Origin of the sequence: Vibrio sp. 10N.247.311.13 (assembly GCF_041467595.1) — a bacterium.
Taxonomy (GTDB): Bacteria; Pseudomonadota; Gammaproteobacteria; order Enterobacterales; family Vibrionaceae; genus Vibrio; species Vibrio crassostreae_C.
In genome coordinates this window covers 1-22351 of sequence record NZ_JBFSUX010000057.1, presented here as the reverse complement: position 1 = coordinate 22351, position 22351 = coordinate 1, and the positions used below count along the sequence as shown (strand labels likewise).

The 22351-nt window shown below is 45.6% G+C and carries 14 protein-coding genes; 11 read left to right on the top strand and 3 right to left on the bottom strand.

From position 1 onward, the window contains the following. Nucleotides 1–124 precede the first annotated feature (124 nt). From AB6E52_RS18690 to AB6E52_RS18655, 8 genes are all read left to right on the top strand, one after another. Complete coding sequence (locus AB6E52_RS18690; RefSeq protein ID WP_102320297.1) at nt 125–2143, top strand: methyl-accepting chemotaxis protein; 2019 nt, start codon at nt 125–127, stop codon at nt 2141–2143. A gap of 446 nt (nt 2144–2589) precedes the next feature. Next, nucleotides 2590–3597, top strand: coding sequence for a LacI family DNA-binding transcriptional regulator (locus AB6E52_RS18685; protein ID WP_102320296.1), 1008 nt, complete (start codon nt 2590–2592; stop codon nt 3595–3597). Between the two features lie 18 nt (nt 3598–3615). Then, on the top strand, nt 3616–4863 hold the full coding sequence (locus AB6E52_RS18680) for an ABC transporter substrate-binding protein (protein WP_102320295.1): 1248 nt from the start codon (nt 3616–3618) through the stop codon (nt 4861–4863). Between the two features lie 67 nt (nt 4864–4930). Continuing rightward, nucleotides 4931–5917 carry a carbohydrate ABC transporter permease gene (locus AB6E52_RS18675; protein ID WP_017070431.1) on the top strand — a complete coding sequence of 329 codons (987 nt, stop codon included), beginning with the start codon at nt 4931–4933 and terminating at the stop codon, nt 5915–5917. Between the two features lie 46 nt (nt 5918–5963). After that, nucleotides 5964–6812 carry a carbohydrate ABC transporter permease gene (locus AB6E52_RS18670; protein WP_017061568.1) on the top strand — a complete coding sequence of 283 codons (849 nt, stop codon included), beginning with the start codon at nt 5964–5966 and terminating at the stop codon, nt 6810–6812. 17 nt (nt 6813–6829) lie between these two features. Continuing rightward, entirely contained in the window at nt 6830–8179 is a 1350-nt protein-coding gene (locus AB6E52_RS18665; RefSeq protein WP_102320294.1) for a GH1 family beta-glucosidase, read from the top strand. Further along, nucleotides 8179–9270: an ABC transporter ATP-binding protein gene (locus tag AB6E52_RS18660; protein ID WP_008216689.1), complete on the top strand. Its 1092-nt coding sequence runs from the start codon at nt 8179–8181 to the stop codon at nt 9268–9270. The genes AB6E52_RS18665 and AB6E52_RS18660 overlap by 1 nt, the downstream gene beginning before the upstream one ends. Nucleotides 9271–9378: 108 nt before the next feature. Further along, a complete protein-coding gene (locus AB6E52_RS18655) occupies nt 9379–11793 on the top strand; it encodes a GH36-type glycosyl hydrolase domain-containing protein (protein ID WP_102320293.1) in 2415 nt (804 codons plus the stop codon). 128 nt (nt 11794–11921) lie between these two features. Here AB6E52_RS18655 and AB6E52_RS18650 read toward each other — a convergent pair whose 3' ends face one another. Continuing rightward, complete coding sequence (locus tag AB6E52_RS18650) at nt 11922–12869, bottom strand: aldose 1-epimerase (RefSeq protein WP_102320292.1); 948 nt, start codon at nt 12867–12869, stop codon at nt 11922–11924. Nucleotides 12870–12933: 64 nt separating this feature from the next. On the opposite strand from AB6E52_RS18650, the gene AB6E52_RS18645 reads away from it, so the two are divergent. Together AB6E52_RS18645 and AB6E52_RS18640 are read left to right on the top strand one after the other, a co-directional pair. Then, nucleotides 12934–16032: a GH116 family glycosyl hydrolase gene (locus tag AB6E52_RS18645; protein WP_102320291.1), complete on the top strand. Its 3099-nt coding sequence runs from the start codon at nt 12934–12936 to the stop codon at nt 16030–16032. Between the two features lie 97 nt (nt 16033–16129). Next, complete coding sequence (locus tag AB6E52_RS18640) at nt 16130–17143, top strand: LacI family DNA-binding transcriptional regulator (RefSeq protein WP_102320290.1); 1014 nt, start codon at nt 16130–16132, stop codon at nt 17141–17143. A gap of 321 nt (nt 17144–17464) precedes the next feature. On the opposite strand, the gene AB6E52_RS18635 is transcribed toward AB6E52_RS18640, so the two are convergent. Continuing rightward, nucleotides 17465–19093, bottom strand: coding sequence for an ABC transporter ATP-binding protein (locus AB6E52_RS18635; protein WP_102320289.1), 1629 nt, complete (start codon nt 19091–19093; stop codon nt 17465–17467). Nucleotides 19094–19105: 12 nt separating this feature from the next. Continuing rightward, nucleotides 19106–19600, bottom strand: coding sequence for a hypothetical protein (locus AB6E52_RS18630; protein WP_102320288.1), 495 nt, complete (start codon nt 19598–19600; stop codon nt 19106–19108). 240 nt (nt 19601–19840) lie between these two features. Here AB6E52_RS18630 and AB6E52_RS18625 point away from each other — a divergent pair, with 240 nt between their 5' ends. Then, on the top strand, nt 19841–22201 hold the full coding sequence (locus AB6E52_RS18625; RefSeq protein ID WP_017071270.1) for a Lon protease family protein: 2361 nt from the start codon (nt 19841–19843) through the stop codon (nt 22199–22201). The last annotated feature ends 150 nt before the right edge of the window (nt 22202–22351 follow it).

The window sequence follows — 22351 nt, the reverse complement described above, 5'->3', positions numbered from 1 at the left end:
CAATAGTACGTAAATACTGTCCATTTTAGCCCTAAAGGCAGATTGATTAGGGCACGTTTCAATTAACTCCATTCTTGGGCACATTTTTGTGCCCTTTTTTTCGCCACTAGATCAGGGATTTACTATGAGACTTTCTTCCATCGTGTCTCGAGTTTATTTAGGTTTCTTCGTACTGATTGTGATCATGCTGGGTTCTGCATGGTTAAGCATCAGTAGCAATAAAGACATCACCACTCGAATCGAAAACATCACCCAGCAAGCTACGCCATTAATACTTCAATCTTCAACGTTAACCATCCGATTTCTGGACATTAATCGCAGCACCACACCCTACTTATCCGCTAACTATATTGATGAACTGGAACCACTGAAACAAACCGTCTTAAACAACATCGAACAATATCAACAGCAATTGAGCTGGTTCGAAGGCAAGGGCGCAGTTGGTTCGCAAATGGAAGTGATGCTTAACAACATCACTCAAACCGGCGTCTCGACTATCGATCAAATAGAGCGAGTATTGGAACTTTACGTTGAGTATTTGGATAGCAAAGATCTCGGCTCGATGGGGCAAGCGCAATTTCAATCTGTGGTAGGACAGCTTAATAACACCTTGGTGAATCAACTCGCGAGTGCAGATTCAGAACAGACACAAAAGGCGATAGAGGCTTTACTGGTGCAATTGAGTTTGATTGCAGCGGAAGCCAACGAAGCGTTTTCACTGCAAACATCTTCAGAGGTTCGTGGGGTAGAGCGTCGCCTGCAAAGTCGAAAAGAGCGATTCGAACAAGCGGTAGCAGATTTAGATAACTTAGAATCGTCATTGCTGCGCCGCAGTAAACAGTCTTTATCACTGCTCGCTTCACATGCGTTTTCAGATAATGGTTCAGTCGCTACCCATAAAGAAACCGTTAAACTCGATGAGTCTATCTCCCTCCAAAAGCAGGAAATCGAACAGCTAATTGATCAGCAGTTAAGCCACTTTGATGAGCTCTCAATGTACGCTGAAGACACAGCGACGCGCTTGTATCACGAATCGATGAGGTCTTCACAGCAAGCCCTTTTGATGCAGGGCGTTATTGCACTTACTTCCGTACTTATTGCTCTGCTGATCGGGTTGAATATTGCCAAAGGGATTCGTAAACCAAGCAAGCTGCTGCAAAGTGCACTCGATCAAGTTGCCAACAAAGACTTGAGCGCGATAGTGCAGTATCAAGCCAATAATGAGTTCGGTTCAGTGAGCGATAAGGTCAACTTAGTGATTAGCCACCTGACTCAAATGATTGAGAACATGCGTCAATCATCTACACGCCTAAAAGAAGCATCTCTAGAGAACCAAAGCACGAGCCGTTCATTGAGTGAGGCGATGCAAGACCAAACCAATCAGACGGTGATGGTGGCAACAGCCATGGAGCAGATCGAGTGTTCGGTGACAGAAATAACTCAAGCCGCGAATCAAACGCTAACGCTAGTGACCGAAGCGGTATCGAGTTCCAGTGATGGCCAGAAGACCATGGATAAAAGCGTCGAGTTGATGGGCAGTTTAGAACGTAAGTTGGCAGAATCAACAGCGACCATTGGCCAGCTTGAAAGCGAAAGCGCTAGTATTGGTTCGATTTTGGATGTGATATCTGGGATCTCTGAACAGACAAATTTGTTGGCATTGAATGCAGCCATTGAAGCGGCGCGAGCAGGAGAACAAGGACGCGGTTTCTCCGTGGTGGCCGATGAAGTTCGCGTGTTAGCAGCCAAAACCAATGCCTCGACGCAAGAGATACATAACAAGATTGAACAGTTGCAAACCAGTTCTAAACTGGCGGTGGAACAAATCAATCAATGTGTGGTTGGGATGGTTCAATGTGTTGAACAAACGGGCGAAGTGAATCACTCAATATCAAGCGTGTCAGATCTGCTCAATGAGGTCGAGCAAAGGAGTCATCAAATCGCGACTGCGACCACGGAACACCAAGTAGTGGCCTCTCAAGTTACACAAAACATCAGCCAGATACACATCTTGGCTGAAGATAACTCACAACGATCTCAGGTTTTGTTTTCTCATGGTCAACAGCTTGAAACTATGTCGCAGCAGCAGTTCTCACTAACTCAAGAGTTTAAGCTCGCGGAGCAATCAGAAAACGAGGTTTAAAGGCGACTCTAAGTTTTTCAATGTTTCACGCTCAGCCTTTGCTGGGCGTTGTTGTTTCAAGTTTCGGGTTCTGGAAAGAGAATTAGAAGTGCCTATGAAATGTTCCCATACAATTTCGCATAGCCACTGAAATAATAGGGTCAATTTTGCTCTGTATATTACCGCCTGTTGCGGGTTCATCACCGAATCGTGCTTTTTGAAAACGGAGTTTATGCATGCTTGTTAGCACTTTGGGAGCAAGTAACCGAGTGCTGTTTTGATAAGGTGAGCAAGAATCTCATGAAACAGTTTCATGGTGTGAAGGTAATCTGTAAGCGCTTTCATGATTTCCACAACTGGCCTTTTTACCTCCAACTTTAGTGTGATGACACTCACTTCAACCAAGACGCCTTTCTTTAATAATCGTTTTGTAAGCGGTTACAAGCTAATGAAGTATCGAGGTTCGAGTGGCGACAATTAAACACGTATCAGAACATGCAGGTGTGTCTCAGGCGACAGTGTCTAGGGTTATTAATGGCACTAGCAGAGTCAGTCATGACAAGAAATTAAAGGTTGAAAAAGCGATCAAGGAGCTGGGTTATCGCCCGAACTCTATCGCTCAAGCCTTAGCTTCAAGTCGTACTGGTAGTGTGGGCGTTGTTGTTCCAGAACTGGGCGGCTCTTTCTATTCAGGCATTTTGCATTGTATAGAAGAGAACCTACGCCGCTTTGGTTACCACGCTGTGGTTACAGCGGGTTCGAATACTGAGCAAGGACAACGTGAGTCTGTGGAGTTTCTGTTGGGGCGTCGTGTTGATGCTTTGATTCTTCACACTCAACTGCTCAGTGATGATTATTTAATTGAATTGGAAGAACAGGGGACCCCTGTGGTTTTAATTAACCGCTTCATCCCAGAAATGGCGATGAGTTGCATTGATATTGATAACGAAGTCGGGGGGCTACTCGCTACTCAACATCTTTTGCAAAAGGGACATACAGATATCGCGTGTATTACCGGGCCTTTAGATAAAGCAGATGCTAGGGGGCGTTTGCAGGGGTATCGAAAGGCCTTGGAAGAGGCGGGTGTGCCATACGATGAAGCATTAGTCTCGGAAGCGGGCTTTACTGAAGATACGGGCATCAGTGCTATGAAGAAGCTGATTAATCGTAAGTGTCATTTCACAGCAGTATTTGCTTCGAATGACCACATGGCATTTGGCGCCTTCGAGGTGTTGCATCAAGAGGGACTATCTGTTCCTAAAGATGTATCACTGGTGGGCTTCGATAACACCATCTTCGCGCGCTATCTGACCCCTAGTTTGACCACCATTAATTTCCCCATTGAAGAGATGAGTATTGAAGCAGTACAGCTCACTCTACAAAAGCTAAAAAAAATCAAACATGACGTGAACTTTAAATTGCTGCCGACGTTGGTCACTAGAAACTCGGTATCGGATTTACTCGTTACCCTATAAAAATATTAAGGATAGAACATGAAATTTAAGACCTTGGCGCTTTCGTGCGCGGTTGCTTTAGGACTAGGTGCAACAGCAGTAAATGCTGCTGACAAAGAGATTCGTTTCGACGGTTTCCCTGATTTTGATAGCAGCCTGAAGGTATTACTGCCTGATTTCGAAAAGGAAACAGGGATTAAAGTTGATTACCTTATGAATAACCACGGTGACCACCACACGAAACTAACCACTAACCTAGCAACGGGCTCAGGTGCGGGTGACGTGATTGTTGTGGACGTTGAGAAAATCGGTCCATTCGTTGGTTCTGGCGGCCTAGTTAACCTGTCTGAAAACTACGGTGCAGATAAATACGAAGAACGATTCGCACCTTACGCTTGGGCACAAGGAAAAGGCGCTGACGGCGACATGTACGGGATTCCTGTCGACCTGGGCCCAGGTGTTATGTACTACCGCACCGATGTGTTTGAAAAAGCGGGCATCAATGTAGAAGACGCAATCAAAGATTGGGATTCATACATCGCTGCGGGTGAAAAACTGAAAGGGCAAAACGTACAACTTATCGCTTCAGCAGCCGACGTGGCACAAGCAATCATCTTCACAACGGTTCCTGAAGGCGAAGGTCTTTACTTCGATAAAGATGGCAACCCAGTTGTGACATCTGAGCGTTTTGTTCACGCTTTTGAAGTAGCAAAAGAGATTCGCGACAAAGGCTTAGACGGCCGCATTTTGGCTTGGTCTAACGAATGGTACGAGGGCTTCCGCAACGGCACATTTGCAACTCAACTTTCTGGCGCTTGGCTACTTGGTCACCTAAACAACTGGATCGCTCCTGAAACCAAAGGTAAGTGGGCAGTGGAAAACCTACCTGATGGCATTTACGGCAGCTGGGGTGGTTCGTTCCTATCGATTCCAACTCAATCTGACAACCCAGATGAAGCATGGGCACTTATTGAATACATGACGACGGATCGTGATGTTCAACTTAAGCACTTCGAAACGATTGCGGCTTTCCCTGCGAACGTAACGACATATGACGATGAGCTTTTTCAAGAAGAGATGGAATTCCTAGGTGGACAGAAAGCACGTCTACTATTTGCTGAAGTGGCACAGAACATCAAGCCAGTATCTCCAGCTCAAGGCGACCACGTAGCACGCTCTATAATTTTAGAGAACGCATTGATGGAAGTGCTTGATGAAGGTAAGGACATCGAGACTGCATTGAAAGAGGCAGAGCGTCTAATCAAGCGTCGTACGCGTAATCTTTAATTTGTTATTACTTTGAGTAAGTGAGGAAGCGTGGATAACGCGCTTCCTTTTTTAAGAGGTCGTTACTATGAATCATACAGCGAGCACAACGATAGAACCTGCGGACAAAAGCCTTTTTTCTCGTCTAAATCTGAAAGCGCTTACACCGTATGGATTCCTTCTGCCGTTTCTGATCATTTTTTCTGTATTTGGGATCTTCCCGCTGTTGTTCTCTGTTTATCTGTCGTTCCACGAATGGAATCCAGTACAGGGCATGGATGCAATGGAGTTCGTTGGTTTTGAGAACTATCACATTGCCTTGACTGACCCATGGCTATGGCGTTCATTAAAGAACACATTGTGGCTAGCAATCACATCGGGTGTTGCTCAGCACTTAGTCGCTATTCCAGTGGCTTACATGTTGGTTTCAATGGGTGACCGTATGCGTCACTGGCTAACATCGGCGTACTTCCTACCGTTCATCACATCAACGGTCGCAGCATCACTGATTTTCTTCAACATGTACTCTCCTAACTCAGGAATTATCAACCAAACGTTAATGGCATTGGCCGATAGCACGCTGTTTGGTTGGGCATTTGCTTGGGTTAACGATTTTCAACCAATCCGCTGGTTAGACGATGCCACTATGGTGAAGCCGTCTATTGCGATCATGGTTTTCTGGAAATACACCGGTTTTAATATCGTCCTTTACACCACTGGTTTAATGACGATTCCTAAAGACATTTTAGAAGCTGCACGTATGGATGGTGCGAATGCCTTCCGCCGCTTCTGGAACATCTCACTACCAATGATTCGTCCATTCATCTTCTTTGCAATCACCATGACCATCATCGGTAACCTGCAAATGTTTGAAGAACCGTTCGTTCTAACGCGTGGTACAGGTGGTACGGGTCAATCTGGTTTAACTATCTCTATGTACCTCTACAAAGTGGGTTGGGAATGGTTAGAAATGGGCACAGCGTCAGCAATTTCATGGCTTCTGTTTGCACTGATCGCGTCTTGTACTTTGGTTCAATTTTTATTCTTCGGTAAGAAAGGCTTAGGGGAACATTAAGATGTCGACATCAATTAAGACAAATACCTCACCATTAAGTGGCCTAATGCCAAGCGAACGCACCATGTACATCATGACTAAGATCTTGATGGTCATGCTCGGCATATTACTGATTGTTTCCGCAATCATTACGGTGTTCCCGTTTGTGTGGTCAGCACTGCTTTCAACACGTGACCGCTCGGAGATCTTCGGTTCAGGCATCAGCTTTGCGATTGGCGATAGCCTAATGGTGAACTATGCAAAACTGCTAGAGATCATGCCGTTTTGGAAAGCGATGTTTAACTCGATTTACGTGGCTTTCTTAGGCACCACCATCTCACTGCTGTTCTGTAGCATGGGTGGCTACGCGTTTGCTGTGTTTAAGTTCCGCGGTAAGAACGTGTTGTTCGGTATGCTGGTTGGCTCAATGGCGATTCCGCCTGTGCTTAGCTTGATCCCTTACTTCATGATCGTGAAATTCTTAGGCTTGCTAGATAACCACATGGCGGTATGGCTACCGTTCACAACCACGCCATTTGGTATCTTCTTGATGCGTCAGCACGTGATTGCATCGATTCCTAAAGAGCTATTAGAAGCGGCGAAACTAGATGGCGCCGGCGAGTTCAGAACGTACTGGAGCGTGGTACTGCCATTAATGAAGCCAGCACTTGCAACATTGGCTATCGTGCAGTTCGTCTTCTTCTGGAACATGTTTATGCAACCTCTTGTGGTGCTAAATAACCCAGACAATTATGTGATTACACAGGCGCTACGAAGCGTTCAAGGTATTCCGAATACGCCATGGGGTGCGGTAATGCTAGGCACCACAATTTCAATTTTACCACTCGTAATTACATACCTGTTCGCATCGAAACAGATGATCAGTGGTTTAACGTCCGGCGCAGTTAAAGGTTAGGTTTAAGGGTTATAACAATGAATAAATTTCAACTTCCAAGTGATTCAAAGTTACGCAGTAAGGAATTTGTATTCGGTGTCGCGACATCTTCATACCAAATTGAAGGCGGCGTTGAAGAGGGCGGTCGTACACCGTCTATCTGGGACACGTTTTGTAAGACGCCAGGTAAGGTAGATAACGGCGACAATGGTGATGTGGCATGTGATCACTACCACCTATGGAAGCAAGACATCGAGATGATTCAAGGCTTAGGCGTTGATGCTTACCGCCTATCAATTGCATGGCCACGTATTCTGCCGCAAGACGGTGTGGTGAATCAGCAAGGCCTAGAGTTTTATGAGCAGATCATCGATGAGTGTCATGCTCGTGGCATGAAGGTGTATGTGACTTTGTATCACTGGGATCTGCCACAATACCTTGAAGACAAAGGCGGTTGGCTAAACCGTGAAACGTCTTACAAATTTGCGGAATACGCAGAAGTCGTGAGTAACTACTTTGGCGACAAGATTGATGTTTACACAACATTGAACGAACCGTTTGTGTCTGCATTCCTTGGTTACCGTTGGGGCGAACACGCGCCAGGCATCAAGGGTGAGAAAGAGGGCTACTTAGCATCTCATCACCTAATGTTGGCACACGGTTTGGCGATGCCGATTCTTCGTAAGAATGCGCCTCATGCTGAGCATGGCGTGGTATTTAACGCGACTCCGGCTTACCCATTAACACCACAAGATCAAGGCGCAGCAGATTACTGCGAAGCGGAGAACTACCACTGGTTTATCGACCCAGTATTGAAGGGTGAATATCCGCAGTTAGTGGTTGAGCGTCAAGCGATGAACATGCCAATGATCCTTGAAGGTGATTTAGACATCATCAGCGCACCAGTCGACTACATTGGTATCAACTACTACACACGCAATGTCGCTCGCTTTAACGAGAATGGTGACATTGAATCAGTCAAGCAAACCGATGCTGAACACACTTACATCGGTTGGGAGATCAACCCACAAGGCCTAACTGATTTATTGGTAAGACTGGATGCTCGCTACGAAAATATGCCGCCTATCTACATTACGGAGAACGGTGCTGCAGGTAACGACGAGCGCGTTAATGGACAAGTGATGGATGATCAACGTGTTCGCTACTTCCAAGGTCATATCGAAGCGGTTCACAACGCAGTTGAAGCCGGTGTGAAAGTGGATGGTTACTTCGCTTGGAGTCTGATGGATAACTTTGAGTGGGCATTCGGTTACTGCCAGCGTTTTGGCATTGTCCATGTTGATTACACCACCCAAGAAAGAACACTGAAACAGAGCGCAATTGCGTATCGAAATATGCTTCTAGAGCGCGCTGAGGAGAACAGATAATGGCTAAAGTAGAATTTAAGAACATCAAAAAATCATTCGGTGATGTTGAAGTCGTCAAAGAGTTTGATTTTACGGTTGAAGACGGCGAGTTCGTGGTTTTCCTTGGCCCATCTGGCTGTGGTAAATCGACCACGTTACGTATGCTTGCCGGACTTGAAAGCATTAGTTCTGGTGACATCGTGGTTGGTGGCAAAGTGATGAACAAAGTCGATGCTAAAGACCGTGACTTAGCGATGGTATTCCAAAGCTACGCGCTGTACCCACATATGACGGTTTACGAGAACATCGCCTTCGCACTAAAACTGAAAGGCATGCCGAAAGCGGAAATCGACGTAGAGGTACTAAAAGCCGCGAAAATGCTAGAGCTTGACCCACTACTGAATCGTAAACCAAAAGAGCTTTCTGGTGGTCAACGTCAGCGTGTGGCAATGGGCCGTGCGATGGTTCGTACGCCGAAAGTGTTCTTGTTTGATGAGCCGCTATCTAACCTAGATGCAAAACTTCGTGGCGTGATGCGTGAAGAGATCAAACACCTACACCGCGAGCTTAAAACTACCACGATCTACGTAACTCACGATCAAATCGAAGCGATGACATTGGCGGATCGCATCGTGATCCTGAAAGACGGTTATGTTGCTCAAGTAGGTACGCCAACCGAGGTGTTCCAGCGCCCAGCTAACAAGTTTGTCGCGCAATTCATTGGTAACCCGTCAATGAACATGTTGGAAGCAAAGCTGATTGAAAAAGAAGGCGAGTACTTCGTTGAACTTGGCGATGTTCATATCCCACTGCCAGAGCGCTTTAAGTCTCTAGCATCTAAAAACCTAGCGCTTCATTTTGGTGTTCGTCCAACAGACATCCATCTACGTGCTGAGCAAGTTGACCACGACCGTGTGCTGCCATTCCCTGTGAAAATCAAAGACAAGGAACTGCTGGGTGCGAGCATTCTTCTGAAAACAGAAATCGGCGGTCAACCGCTGATGGTTGAGACCCAAGCTGCTGAAGTGGATGTGAAAGAGCTGACGCTTTACTTGGATCTGGATGCTTTCCACCTATTCGATGCACTGAGTGAGAATTCGCTAGCGAGCTAGTCAATTACGATCTAGCCAGTCAATTTAAGTCAGCTCACGAGCTGATACCAACCTACTTACGACAAATTGTTTTGGCTCCTCCTGATTTGGGAGGGGCTAGGGATAGTGATGATGAAATTCGGATATTTTGACGATAAAAACAAAGAATACGTAGCAACCACGCCATGTACACCGATTAAATGGTGTAACTATGTTGGCACATTAGATTTTGGTGGCATTGTCGATAGCAATGGCGGTGTGTTGTTGTGTAAAGGCGACCCGGCACTGAACCGTATCACCAAGTACATTGCACAACTGCCAAACTCAGATTTCAAAGGTTCGACCCTATACCTCAAGGTGCGTGACGAAGCGGGTAACGTAGAGGTATTCTCACCTTTCTATACTCCGACTCTGAAGCCGCTTGATAAGTTTGAAAACCACACTGGTTTGTCTTACACCACCATCATTGCAGAAGCGTTTGGTGTGCGTTGTGAAGCGACCTTCTTTGTGCCAAAAGCAGACCAAGTATTGCTGCAAGACATCAAAGTCACCAACATTTCAGACAAAGCGCTGCACGTTGATGTGGTACCGGTGTATGAATTCACGCATTTCGATGCGCTTAAGCAGCTATTGAATGCGGATTGGGTTCCACAAACCATGACACTGAAAGCACACCAGCAAGAATCGGGTCATACCGTGCTTGAGCAGTATGCCTTCATGAAGCGCGACTACGCGGTGAACTTGATGACTGCTGATCGTCCTGTGACATCATTTGATGGTGACCGCCAATCATTCCTAGGTCAGTTTGGCTACGGAACTTGGGCTGCACCGCAAGCGTTAGAAAACGATGAGCTTGGCAACACTGAATGTCTGCGTGGCGATAACATTGGTGCACTAAATCTGCGTCTGGGTTGGTTATCTCCAGAGCAGACCGAACGTACGATTGTACAAATCGCGCAAGAACAGAGCCTAGAAGCAGCATTGCCTCTATTGGCTAAATATCGTGACCATCAAGTGGTAGATTCTGCGTTCGCTGAACTGGCTGAACATTGGGATGGTTACCTACAAGCGGTTCAGGTTGAAACGCCAGATCCGGCAATGAACTCGATGCTGAACGTACATAACCCACGTCAGTGTCACACAACCAAAAACTGGTCTCGTTACTTGTCTCTGTATCAGCTTGGCTATGGCGCTCGTGGCATCGGTTTCCGTGATTCTTCGCAAGATACTTTAGGCGTAATTACACACATGCCGGAAGAGGCGCGTGAGTTCATTGAGCGTCTGTTGTCTGTTCAGAACACCAACGGTTCTGCGATGCACCAGTTCTTCCCATCAACGATGGAAGCGAACGCGGGTGACTCTCGTGAAGAGGAAGATCGCCCGGATTACTACGGTGATGATCATCTGTGGATCATCTACGCGGTGACGCAATATGTGAAAGAAACGGGCAATGCAGACTTCTTGAATAAAGAGATCCCGTTTTATCAAAAAGACAAAGCGGGCAACCCAGTTGAAACGGGAACGGTTTGGAACCACCTGTGCCGCGCGATTGAATTTACCTACACCAATACTGGCGAGCACGGCCTACCGCTGTTAGGTTTTGCTGACTGGAACGACACGGTGAACCTGCCAACGGGTGCTGAGTCGATGATGGTGGCGAACATGTACGGCAAAGCATTGCTCGACATGTTGGACTTGTGTGAGCTGCGTGGCGAAGCGCAACTGACGGCTAAGTTTAAAGATCAGTACCAACAGATGCAGAGTACGGTGAATGAGTGCGGTTGGGATGGCGAATGGTTTGTTCGTTACTTTGATGAGCAAGGTTTGCCAATCGGTTCTCATAAAAATGAGCAAGGGCAGATCTACACTAACGGTCAAAGCTGGCCTGTGATCTCTGGTTTCGCGACTCAAGAGCGTGCAACTCAGGCGCTAGACTCGGTTTACAACAAACTAAACACTACCAATGGCATCAAGCTTTCAACACCGGGTTACAACGGCTTTGATCCTCAGCTAGGCGGTGTTTCAACTTACCCACCAGGTGCGAAAGAGAACGGCGGTATCTTTTTGCATTCAAACCCATGGGTGATGATCGCAGAAGCGAAAATGGGCAACGGTGAGCGTGCTTACGAGTACTACCGTCAAATCAACCCGGCTTCTAAGAACGATGACATCGATACCTTTGAATCTGAACCTTACTGCTACCCACAAAATATTCTGGGTGACGAGCACAAACAGTTCGGTTTAGGACGTAATGCATGGCTTTCAGGTACTTCATCTTGGACTTACGTGGCGGGTACGCAGTGGATTCTGGGTGTTCGCCCTGAAGTGGATGGCTTGCTGGTGGACCCATGTATTCCTGCTGAGTGGCCTGAATTCAAAGTCCGTCGTCAGTTCCGTGGTGCGACGTATCATATTCATGTCACGAACCCGAATAACGTGTGTAAGGGTGTGGTGGAGATGAAGGTGAATGGTGACCTGATTTCAGGTAACAAAGCGCCAGTGTTTAACTCTGGTGAGCACACCATCGAGGTGATTTTAGGTTAACAAAGAGAAGGGCGCTTTATGCGCCCTTTATTGCTTCTTTCGTTTGGTTTTCTAGTTTGGCTCTTTCGTTAGCAATGCGTTCTCTGGGGGCTGATTTCGCATTCAGCGGCTGTTTTACTTTGCTTGCCTTAGTTGGGTTGATAGTTGGCTTGGCATTGCCAAGTAAAGGTTTGAGATTGGTTCGGGCTAAGTGTCAATAAGCCCATCTGGTTATTGAAGGCATCAGCGGGGCAAGTCATTGGTTCTATTGCAATACTTTGCTCGCTAGTTGGCGTGTACAGCTGAACGAATGGGTAGCTTTCATCTTGTTGGTAGCGAATAGCGGCAGAGGAATCTGAGCGCGTAAACGCAAGTTGATTGGTTGTCTTGGAATCAAATTCAAAGCAATGATTTAAGCTTTGATTGGTGAGTGAATCGTCCAAAGACAAACGGTCAAAAGCGTGCTTTTCACCATTGGGTAGGTCGTTTTCGTGTATGACCTCAGAGCAAGGCGACATAGCGAGTCCACATTGTGCTAGCTCAGTGCCGAGTGAAAAGTAAGGGTGCCAAGCATCACCGAATGGGAAGGCTGAATCACCAAGATTAGAAACGGTCGTTGAGGAAGTGAGTTTACCCATGATATCGATAGTGAAGGTGACTTCAAGGTTGAAAGCAAACGGGAAAGCAGGATGCAAAGACGACGTTTGATATTGCAACGTCACACTGGCGGATTCTTCAGTGGCTACGCTGTTTGTGATTGAAAAAGGTTGGTTGTAGAGCAGGCCGTGTACGGCGTGATCAGACCAAGGAAAGTTAGCTGGGAGTTGATGGTTTTGGTTATCGAAACTGTAACGACCTAAGTTTAAACGGTTTGGAAAAGGGAATAATTTAGCACTGCGGGAAAAGAACGGATGTTGGTTGATCAGTTCATCATAATTCTGATAACCACAAATAAAAGAGAACGGACTGTTATTTACGATATATTTATTAATAATAGCACCAAATTCATTGATTATTTGAAGTTCTATACCATGTTGGTGGTTTATTAATGTGACAGAGTCAATACTTCCAAATTTTTCATTTATAATTTTAAACATGTTGATGTCTCCATTTTTGAAAGATATTAACAAGAAGAAAAAAATATTCAATGGCGGTTTTAAAATGAATAATAAAATTCCATATACAAGCTATTCAGGAAATTCAAAACACCTTTGCAAAAAAGGTGATGCAGTTGAATTTATTCAACCTTGGTACACGCCAATTTTTACCACACCAGAAAATACCGGCATGGCAGTGGGTGGTATTGGTAATACATTTACACTGACGCCAAATGGCAACACGCCAAACTTTAGCTTTATCCCTGGTATATTTGTTGATTGTTCAGAGCAAGTTATTAATTTTAATGATTTTTATGCTTCAGTGATGGATGTGCCAACCATCGACACGCTGCAAGTCATTGATGAGCAAGATCTGGGCGTTCACCTGAACTTTTACCCTGCTTTGTTCGATGGTAAGAAGATTGACAATACAGACATGTCGAATGCGATTAACCACATTCGTTCGGCATTAAAAAATGGTGGCTTCTACCAAGAGAATAAAGCTAACTTTACAAAATGGAACATTGAGTTTTCAAATAAGACTCTATTATTGATTGACTCAGATTCATCTTCAATTATTTGTCAATTATATGTAGCCTTAGATTTCTTTAATGGTTTATTAATAAATGATACAGTTAAATTATTATCACTTACTGCTGGTGATAATAATGATATGGATAGTCTCAATGGCAGTGATATAGATAGTGTCAACGGTAAGGATATCGAATATCAAGCTTTGTATCCATTAGCTGAATATAAATATAACAGTTTTGATGACATTAAAATAAAACGTAAAGTGGTTTCTCCAATCGTTAAAAACGACAAACGCCTGTGCTCTTTACCGATGCACTGGAATCACTTCGAATTAACCAATCATTCGGCGCAAACACGCGTGATTACGCTTGCTCAGCCGCTACAAAACTTGATTGGCTCAACTTATCGCAAAGGTCGCGATGGCATTCAAGATTCGGCGTGTACCTTGTCTCAAAATCCAATCGCCCAGCAGCATCAAGCGGTTAGCGTAAACGGCGAAAACCACGGTTTTACGGGTGTCCAGCTCACTAGTCAGTCCCCGTATCAAAGTGATATTGAAGGTGAAGTGGTGTTTGGTGTTCAAGCGAATAACCACCTGACCGAATCTGGCAAGATATCGGTGTCTGTGAAGCCAACACTTTATACCTCTAAGGCAGCGGAGCAAACAGAGTTCGCACTGAGAACAGGCCGCACAAACGCTGAATTCCAAACAGGTATCTACACTGGGCGTGAAGCTCTGAGTGCATTGATTGTGGTTCAGGTTGAGTTGGAGCCGGGGGAGTCTGTTGATCTGCGTTTTACACAGGTGATGGCACACAGCAAAGTCATGCTTAATGGTTGGCGTTCAGAGAAGGCCTACACGCAATTCTATCCGCAAGCGAAACCTGCTCTGCCGATGTTAGAAGAGGTATTGCCTGAGCTAGAAGCGATTGAGCAACGAATTGTCGAACAACAAACGGCCTTCCTACAGCAAGCTCAACGCAAAATTTCACAGCCTGAATCGGCACTTCGATATGCGACGATGGCGATGAATTCACTATCATTCCTAGCCGAATCAACGGTATGGGATAAAGAAGACAAGTTCCTGGTGAAGGAGTGTGTTGATTACCCGTTCTTTAACTCTCTGGATGTGTATTTTTACGGCTCATTTTCACTGCTTTACTTGCTGCCGGAGCTTGATGGCTGCGTAATGAAAGAGTTCTCAAAAGCGATTTTGGCTGAAGACTTTACTCAGCGCCGCTACTGGGAATATGAAGCAACACCGAATGCTGAATTGATCGATGAGAAGTACCAAGGCGTGCGTGCTATTCGAGGTGCGGTTATTCATGACTTGGGTAGCCCGTTCGACATCCAGCCTGACGCGTACAGCTGGCACAACGTGAAAGAGTGGAAGGACTTAGCACCGAAATACATTCTGATGGTGTACCGTCACTATCAAAACACGCAAGATATTTCTGTAGTTAAAGAGTGCTGGCAGGCTGTGACTGAGAGCATCGATTTCTTATCGAACTTGGTCGCTGAGGGCGATGATTTACCGCTAACCCGAGGTACAGACGACACCTTCGATAACCTTGCGTCTCACGGTATCTCTATTTACTGCGCGAGCCTTTGGGTTGCAGGCCTGCAAGCCGCGAGTGAACTTGCACAATTGATGGGCGAAAACGATCTGGGTTCGGATTACCTAACACGTTCGAAAAAGGCATTAGCAACAGTTGAGCAAAGCTTGTGGGATGAGAAAGAAGGCTACTACTATTTCTTCGTGACGCCAGTTCAAGCCAAGCATCTAACGGGCGAAGGCTACCAAAACCTGGAAACCTTAGGCCTGACTTTGACGGGTGATACGATTGCTGACAAGAATACGCTCAATGCCTATCTCAATGAGACCGATACCTCCATCAACATCAGCAAGGTATCTCAAAGAGTCTCTAAGAAACGCTTACTGAGTGAGACCGCGCCTCAAGCCTTTACTCAAGAATATCTAGAACTAGTACCAGATTCAGACAACAGCTTTGGTGATGCACTGCTTGCAGACAGCTATCTCAAGCTGATTGGTTTGGAGGGCATTTTCCCGCAAGAGCGTATTCAACGCGCATTGGACTATGTTTATAAACATAACTTTGAGATCAACAGCCCTAAGCTGGGTGTGGCGAATATGACATTGGCAGATGGTTCACCACATGAGGCTTTTCAGGCACAAGATGTGTGGATTGGTGTGCAATTTAGTGTCGCAACAGCGTTGAGTTTAGCGGGCAAATCGCAGCAAGCAGAAACATTGATGGACACCGTGTATACCGCACTCTATGACTATTCAAAAATTCCATTTGCCGCGCCAGAAGGGTTCAATTGCTCAGTCTCATTTGATGAGAAAGATCTTTCAGAGTCTTTTAAATTGTCACAAAATGATGCGAAAAAGTGGCTTACTGCACTTAAATTGCAAAAGTGTGTGCTGTCTGACGGTCGAGTTAGTCCTGACCTGACTAAAGACAGTGATAAATTTGTTAGTATGTTGCAAGGCGAAATTTCAGCGGAACAAGCCATGATTCTTCACAAATGGCTACTGAGCACCGGGTTGAAATACACCGCAGGTCGTTATTTCAGACCGGGGATGATCTTCGCCTACATGTATTAACTTAATGATACGAGTTTCAACGAAAGCTGTGGTATGCAGGTTGAAATAGGTGGGGAGCTTTCGGGCTCCCCAAATGTCACTGGATTAGGGTATCGAGATGCGCACTAAAACTAAAAAAACAACCGTATACGATGTAGCGAGACTCGCTGGTGTTTCCCCAAGCACGGTTTCTCGTTTTCTTAATCGAACCACTTATGTGTCGGATGATAAAAGCCAGAACATCGAGCAGGCCATCAAAGACACTGGCTACAAGCCCAATTTTCAGATGCAGGAGAATATCAATCGCCGTTCACTCACGATAGGCGTATTGGTGCAACACCCTGACAGCCCTTATACCAGTCGAATCCTCAACGACATGGAGAAAACTTTGATTGCTCAAGGTTACTCTTTGGTGATTGCGACAGGACATTGGCAGAAAAAACTGGAATTACATGCACTGGAGTATCTGGCGAAAAGTAATGTTGATGGCATGATCATTGTGACCGGAAGCGTGAGTAAAGAAGATATCGCCAAATATGCACAAGACATCCCGGTCGTGGCGGTAGGGTACGACATTATTGATGACAATATCCGCACGCTCAACATTGATAATGTGCTGGGCGGCTACATGGCGACCCTGCACTTACTGCAACAAGGGCATGTGAATATCGCTCATATTAAAGGGCTTTCAAGTCAACCTGATGCGGGGAACCGCTTTGAAGGCTATAAAAAAGCGCTGCAAGAGGCGGGCATCAAGGTGATGCCAAAACTCGTCAAGCAAGGGGATTTCAGTAGTGAGTCTGGCTACGAGAAAACCCTGGAATTAATCGAGTCGAAGATTCACTTTTCTGCTCTGTTTGCAGCCAATGATCAAACCGCTTACGGGGCGATTAAGGCGCTACACGATCACGGTTATAAAGTTCCAGAAGATGTGTCTGTGATTGGCTTTGATGACTTGCCAACGTCTAAGTATTTCACGCCAGCCCTGACGACGCTGAGACAGCCGATTGAAGAGATTGGAGAGGTGTGTGCTCAGTCGATTTTGAACTTGTTATCTGGCGAGCGACATGAAGCTCGACTGCCACCGATTGACTTAATCGTCAGAGAGTCAACCAAGTCTTTGTATCGTTAATTGTGAAGTGATTGAATCGTAGGGAGTGAGATTTAAAGATAAATTATTTCCTTTCAGAAACGAAAAATGCCGCATCCATGCGACATTTTTCTTTTGGCGGCCAAACCAGTTTTGCTATATCCATTCTAGAGTGAAACCCATTCTACTCTTCATACTTGAAGCCGCAGCGTTGTTAACTGCCTAAGTTCACCCAAATCACATAGAGCCCCTATGCTCATAGGGCTGAACTTATTTGTTGCCTAGCTGCAATTCCAATTATTTTGAGTAGCGATATTATTCAGAATGTACCTATAAGACGCTGTTAATGTTGATTAGTTCCCTCTATGCGGCATTTTTTTTCGATTTATTTTCTAAGTCGAATGACGCTGCGATCAGTTTCTTGGTGTAGTCGTTTTTCGGCGCATTGAAAATCTCTTCTGCAGCCCCTTCTTCCATCACTTCGCCCTTCTGCATCACCAGCACTCGATCCGACAGAGCTTTCACTACCGAGAGATCGTGGCTGATGAATAGGAAGCCGATATTGTGCTTAGCTTGAATGTCTTTCAGTAGGTCGATCACGGTCAGTTGTACTGAGCGATCGAGTGCCGAAGTTGGTTCATCCAGCAAAATGAAAGAAGGTTCAAGAATCAACGCGCGAGCAATCGCGATACGTTGTCTTTGTCCACCTGAGAATTCGTGCGGGTAGCGGTTAATTGAGTTTGGCTCCAAGCGAACCTCAATCAGTGCTTTGCGCGCTCTTTCTAAACGTTCTTGTTTTGACAAATGAGGTTGATGTACCGTTAAGCCTTCGGTGATGATTTCCCCAACCGTCATACGTGGTGATAAAGAACCATAAGGGTCTTGGAACACCATTTGGACATCTTTCTTGAGCTTGTGACGCTCTTTATCATTTAATAAGCTAACGTCTTGGCCTTTGTAAACAATACGTCCGGTACTTGGCAGCAAGCCGATTAATGCACGTCCAAGGGTCGATTTACCTGACCCTGATTCACCCACAATGCCTAGCGTTTCGCCTTGTTTAAGATTCAACGAAATGCCTTTTACGGCTTCGAAGTACTGACTTTTACTCTTGATGAAATGTGATTTAACCAAGAACTGAACTCGGATGTCGTCAGCAGACAATAGCTCTGGGGCTGACGCCTCAACAGGAACCTTAGCGCCTTTAGGAATCGAGTTAATTAGCATGCGTGTGTAATCGTGCTTAGGGTTATCGAACAGCTCTTGTGTTTGCCCTTCTTCAACCAACTCCCCTTTACACATGACGAGTACACGGTCGGCAAAGTGTTTCACGACGCCTAGGTCATGGGTGATGAACAAAATCGCCATGCCCATTTTGCCTTGAATCTCTTTGATAAGAGAAAGCACTTCCGCCTGAACAGTCACATCCAATGCTGTGGTGGGTTCGTCGGCAATCAGAATGTCTGGTTCATTGATCAGCGCCATTGCGATCATGATGCGCTGTAACTGACCACCCGAAAATTCATGCGGATACTTGGTGTAAGCCTGATCAGGCATTGGTAAATGCACAAGATTGAAGAGCTCTAGCACACGCTGTTTTGCTTTTGATTTCGATACATTGCGGTGACACATAATGGCTTCAGCCACTTGTGTGCCCACGCGCAGGTATGGGTTGAGAGAGGTCATCGGTTCCTGAAAGATCATGCCGATTCTGTCGCCACGAATCGACTGCATTTCTCGTTCAGTCTTGCCAAGTATTGATTGCCCCTCAAATTCTATTTCAGATTGAGCATCAATGATGGCGTTATCAGGGAGCAAACGCATGAGTGCGTTAGAAGAGACTGATTTACCTGAACCTGATTCACCAACAATGGCCAAGGTTTCGCTAGAATTAAGGGTAAAGTTAACCTTTTTTACCGCATCAATGATTCCATCATTGGTTGTGAAGCTAACGGAGAGGTTATTGACTTTAAGAATGGCCCGGTCCGACATGATATATCCTTATCAATTTAAGACATTAGGTGAAGATTTCACTTCTGACGTGGTTTTAAGTTGCCCAAAATGGTGATGAGCACGTTGAATTTGTTCTAGTTCGAGCATCCAATACGAACTGCGCTGAGCGCTGCAAAAAGCGATCAGGTGATTGAGCAAACCTTCGCTCTGCTTTTCCAATAACCCAAAGGTACGTTGAATCAGCTCAGTGTTCTCCAGAGAGATAAATTGCATCAGAGCGTAAGATTGATTCAAGGTATCGAAGGCTTGTTGGTGCTGACCTAATCGGTTGAGTATCTCTGATTGAGCGACGCTCGCGTCTCTTAACCCGGCAAGCAAGCAGGCAAATTGGCAAGGCTTGATATCGCTTTGGTATGCTGCATCTTGGATGTGATGAGGAAGTGAGGTTAGAACATCACCATAAAGGCGTTGTGCTTCAGGCCAGTGACCTTGTTCCATTAACTGTTCAGCTTTTAGGTAGTGCATCCAGCATCGTTCAATTTCCATATCCACATCCTCAATTTATAATATCCGTAAATGTTAATGATATTTGTTATCAATTGCAAATTAAAATCATTCGTATGTTAAGTTGGTGAATTAAATGACGAGCTATTCCTAAAAATGGCTTAAATTGTGTGTTATTTGTTCAGTTGAACAGCTGTGTAGCGTAAGTCACTAAATTTGTAGGAAATTACATCTACACTGATTTTATCTACACCCAAGTAATGAAGGACTAAGGAGGCGGCGATGGCGATGCAAAGACTCAATACAGAACAGCTGTATCAGGTAGCGGATTTAGACAAGCTACCATGTAAGTCGACCAAAGAACTGGCTCCAATTGACGAAATCGTCGGGCAGGAACGGGCACAAAAAGCCGTTGAGTTCGCGATGTCAATCAAGGAAAAGGGTTACAACATTTATGCGATAGGGCGAAATGGTCTGGGTAAACGCACCATGATCTTGCGCTATCTGAACCGTCACCCTCAAGAAGTGCAGGAGCTTTTTGATTGGTGTTATATCGCGAACTTTGAAGATATTCGTACACCTAAGGTACTGAAATTGCCGCGTGGCGTTGGCAGCAGCTTAAAGCAAGATATTGAAAAATTGATGCGTAAACTGCTGAAAGGTATGCCTCTAGCGTTTGATAACGAGATGTACTTTAGCCGTGCTGACAGGCTTAAAAACCAATTAGCAGCTAAGCAACAAGCCGCGTTAGAAAGCATTAGCCAAGAAGCGAAAGACAAGGGCATTAACCTGACGATCACCACTCAGGGTGATTACCAGTTTGTGGCAATGAATGGCGATGATCTTCATACCGAAGAGAGCTTTGATCTGCTTTCGCCGGAAGAGCAAGATCAATTCGATAAAACCATTGATGGATTGGAAGTCGGCCTACGAACCATCTCTCGTGAACTGACGGAACTTGAAGAGACGTACACTGAGAAAATTCAAAAGCTGAATGATGATACGGCGCGAGATGTGATCACGCACTTCATCAAGCAATTGAAGAAGGATTACAGCCAATATCCAGACATCAAAAAGTACCTAACGGCACTGCGTAAAGACATTGTCGACAACGCTGACATCTTCTTAGAAGAGAGCACGGAGCAAGCAGAAGTTGCAACGGCCTCTTTGGATAAGAAAATGCCGCGTCGCTACAAGGTTAATGTGATTGTGAGCCAAAAGGAGGAGACTCTGCCGATCGTGGTGGAAGAGAATCCAAATTATCACTCTCTGTTTGGCTATGTAGAAACGGCGACGTTCAAGGGTACTGTCTTTACTGACTTCTCATTGATTCGCGCAGGTAGCTTACACAGAGCCAACGGTGGCGTATTACTGATGGATGCGGTGAAGGTACTTGAGCAGCCGTACGTTTGGGAAGGCTTGAAACGAGCACTGCGTTCACGTCAATTGAGCTTCACTTCATTAGAGAAAGAGGTGACCTTAACGGGCGCGGTATCGCTTGATCCAGAGCCGATTCCATTGGACGTCAAGATCATCCTGTTTGGCGACTACCGAACTTACCAACTGCTGCAACACTACGATGCAGAGTTTGGTGAATTGTTCCGTGTGACGGCCGATTTTGAAGATGAGATGAAGCGTACTCCCGATTCTGAAATGCACTACGCGCGCTTTATTTCGAGTATCGTGCACGACAACAATATGCTGCATTGTGATCGCAAAGCGATTGCTCGCATCATTGAGCACAGCTCACGTCAGGCCGGTGACCAAGGCAAGCTATCGCTGCATTCGGCACATATTGCGAACCTGCTTCGTGAGTCTAACTACGTCGCTAGAGGGGCGAAATCGAACCTGATTCGAGCAACACACGTCGACCAAGCGTTATCTAACCAACAGATGCGTGTCGGACGACTGCAAGACAGTGTGATGGAAACCTTCACTAACGGCACCACGCTAATCCATGTTGATGGTCAAGCGGTTGGGCAAGTGAATGCGCTGTCTGTACTCAGCACGACGGATCATATGTTTGGTGCGCCGAACCGAATCACGGCAACCACCGCTTACGGTGATGGTGAAGTGATTGATATTGAAAGAAACGTAGACCTAGGTGGCAGCATTCACTCGAAAGGTGTGATGATCTTGTCAGCTTACCTTTCTTCCGTATTTGGTAAGACAGCCAAAGTCCCGCTCACCACTAACATCACCTTCGAGCAATCGTATGGTGGCGTCGATGGTGATAGTGCGAGTATGGCCGAGTTCTGTGCGGTGGTGTCAGCGTTTTCTAAGCAGCCAAACCGTCAAGACATCGCGATTACAGGCTCGATGAACCAGTTTGGTGAGTCTCAGCCTATTGGTGGTGTGAACGAGAAAATTGAAGGTTTCTTTGATGTGTGTGAAATCAAAGGGCGTTCAAACGAACAAGGGGTGATCATCCCGCGTTCAAATGTTCACAACCTGATGCTGCGTAGCGATATTGTGAAAGCGGTTGAAAAGGGCGAGTTTAATATCTGGGCGATTGACCATGTAACAGAAGCGATTGAACTGTTCACAGGCAAAGCCGCAGGTGAGGCGAGTGATGAGGGTAGTTATCCAATTGATACTATATTTGGTATCGCCCAAGCTAAACTGAACGCACTGCGCAAATAGTTTGAATATCTAGATACAAACTATTTGCTAAATAGATAGCTAAACAAATAAACAAACAGCCAAAACGCAAAAGCCATCGATTCTAGAGTCGATGGCTTTTTTGTTGTGCGCCGAGCATGGCGTTGATCTAGGAGGTGAAAGTCCTCTACG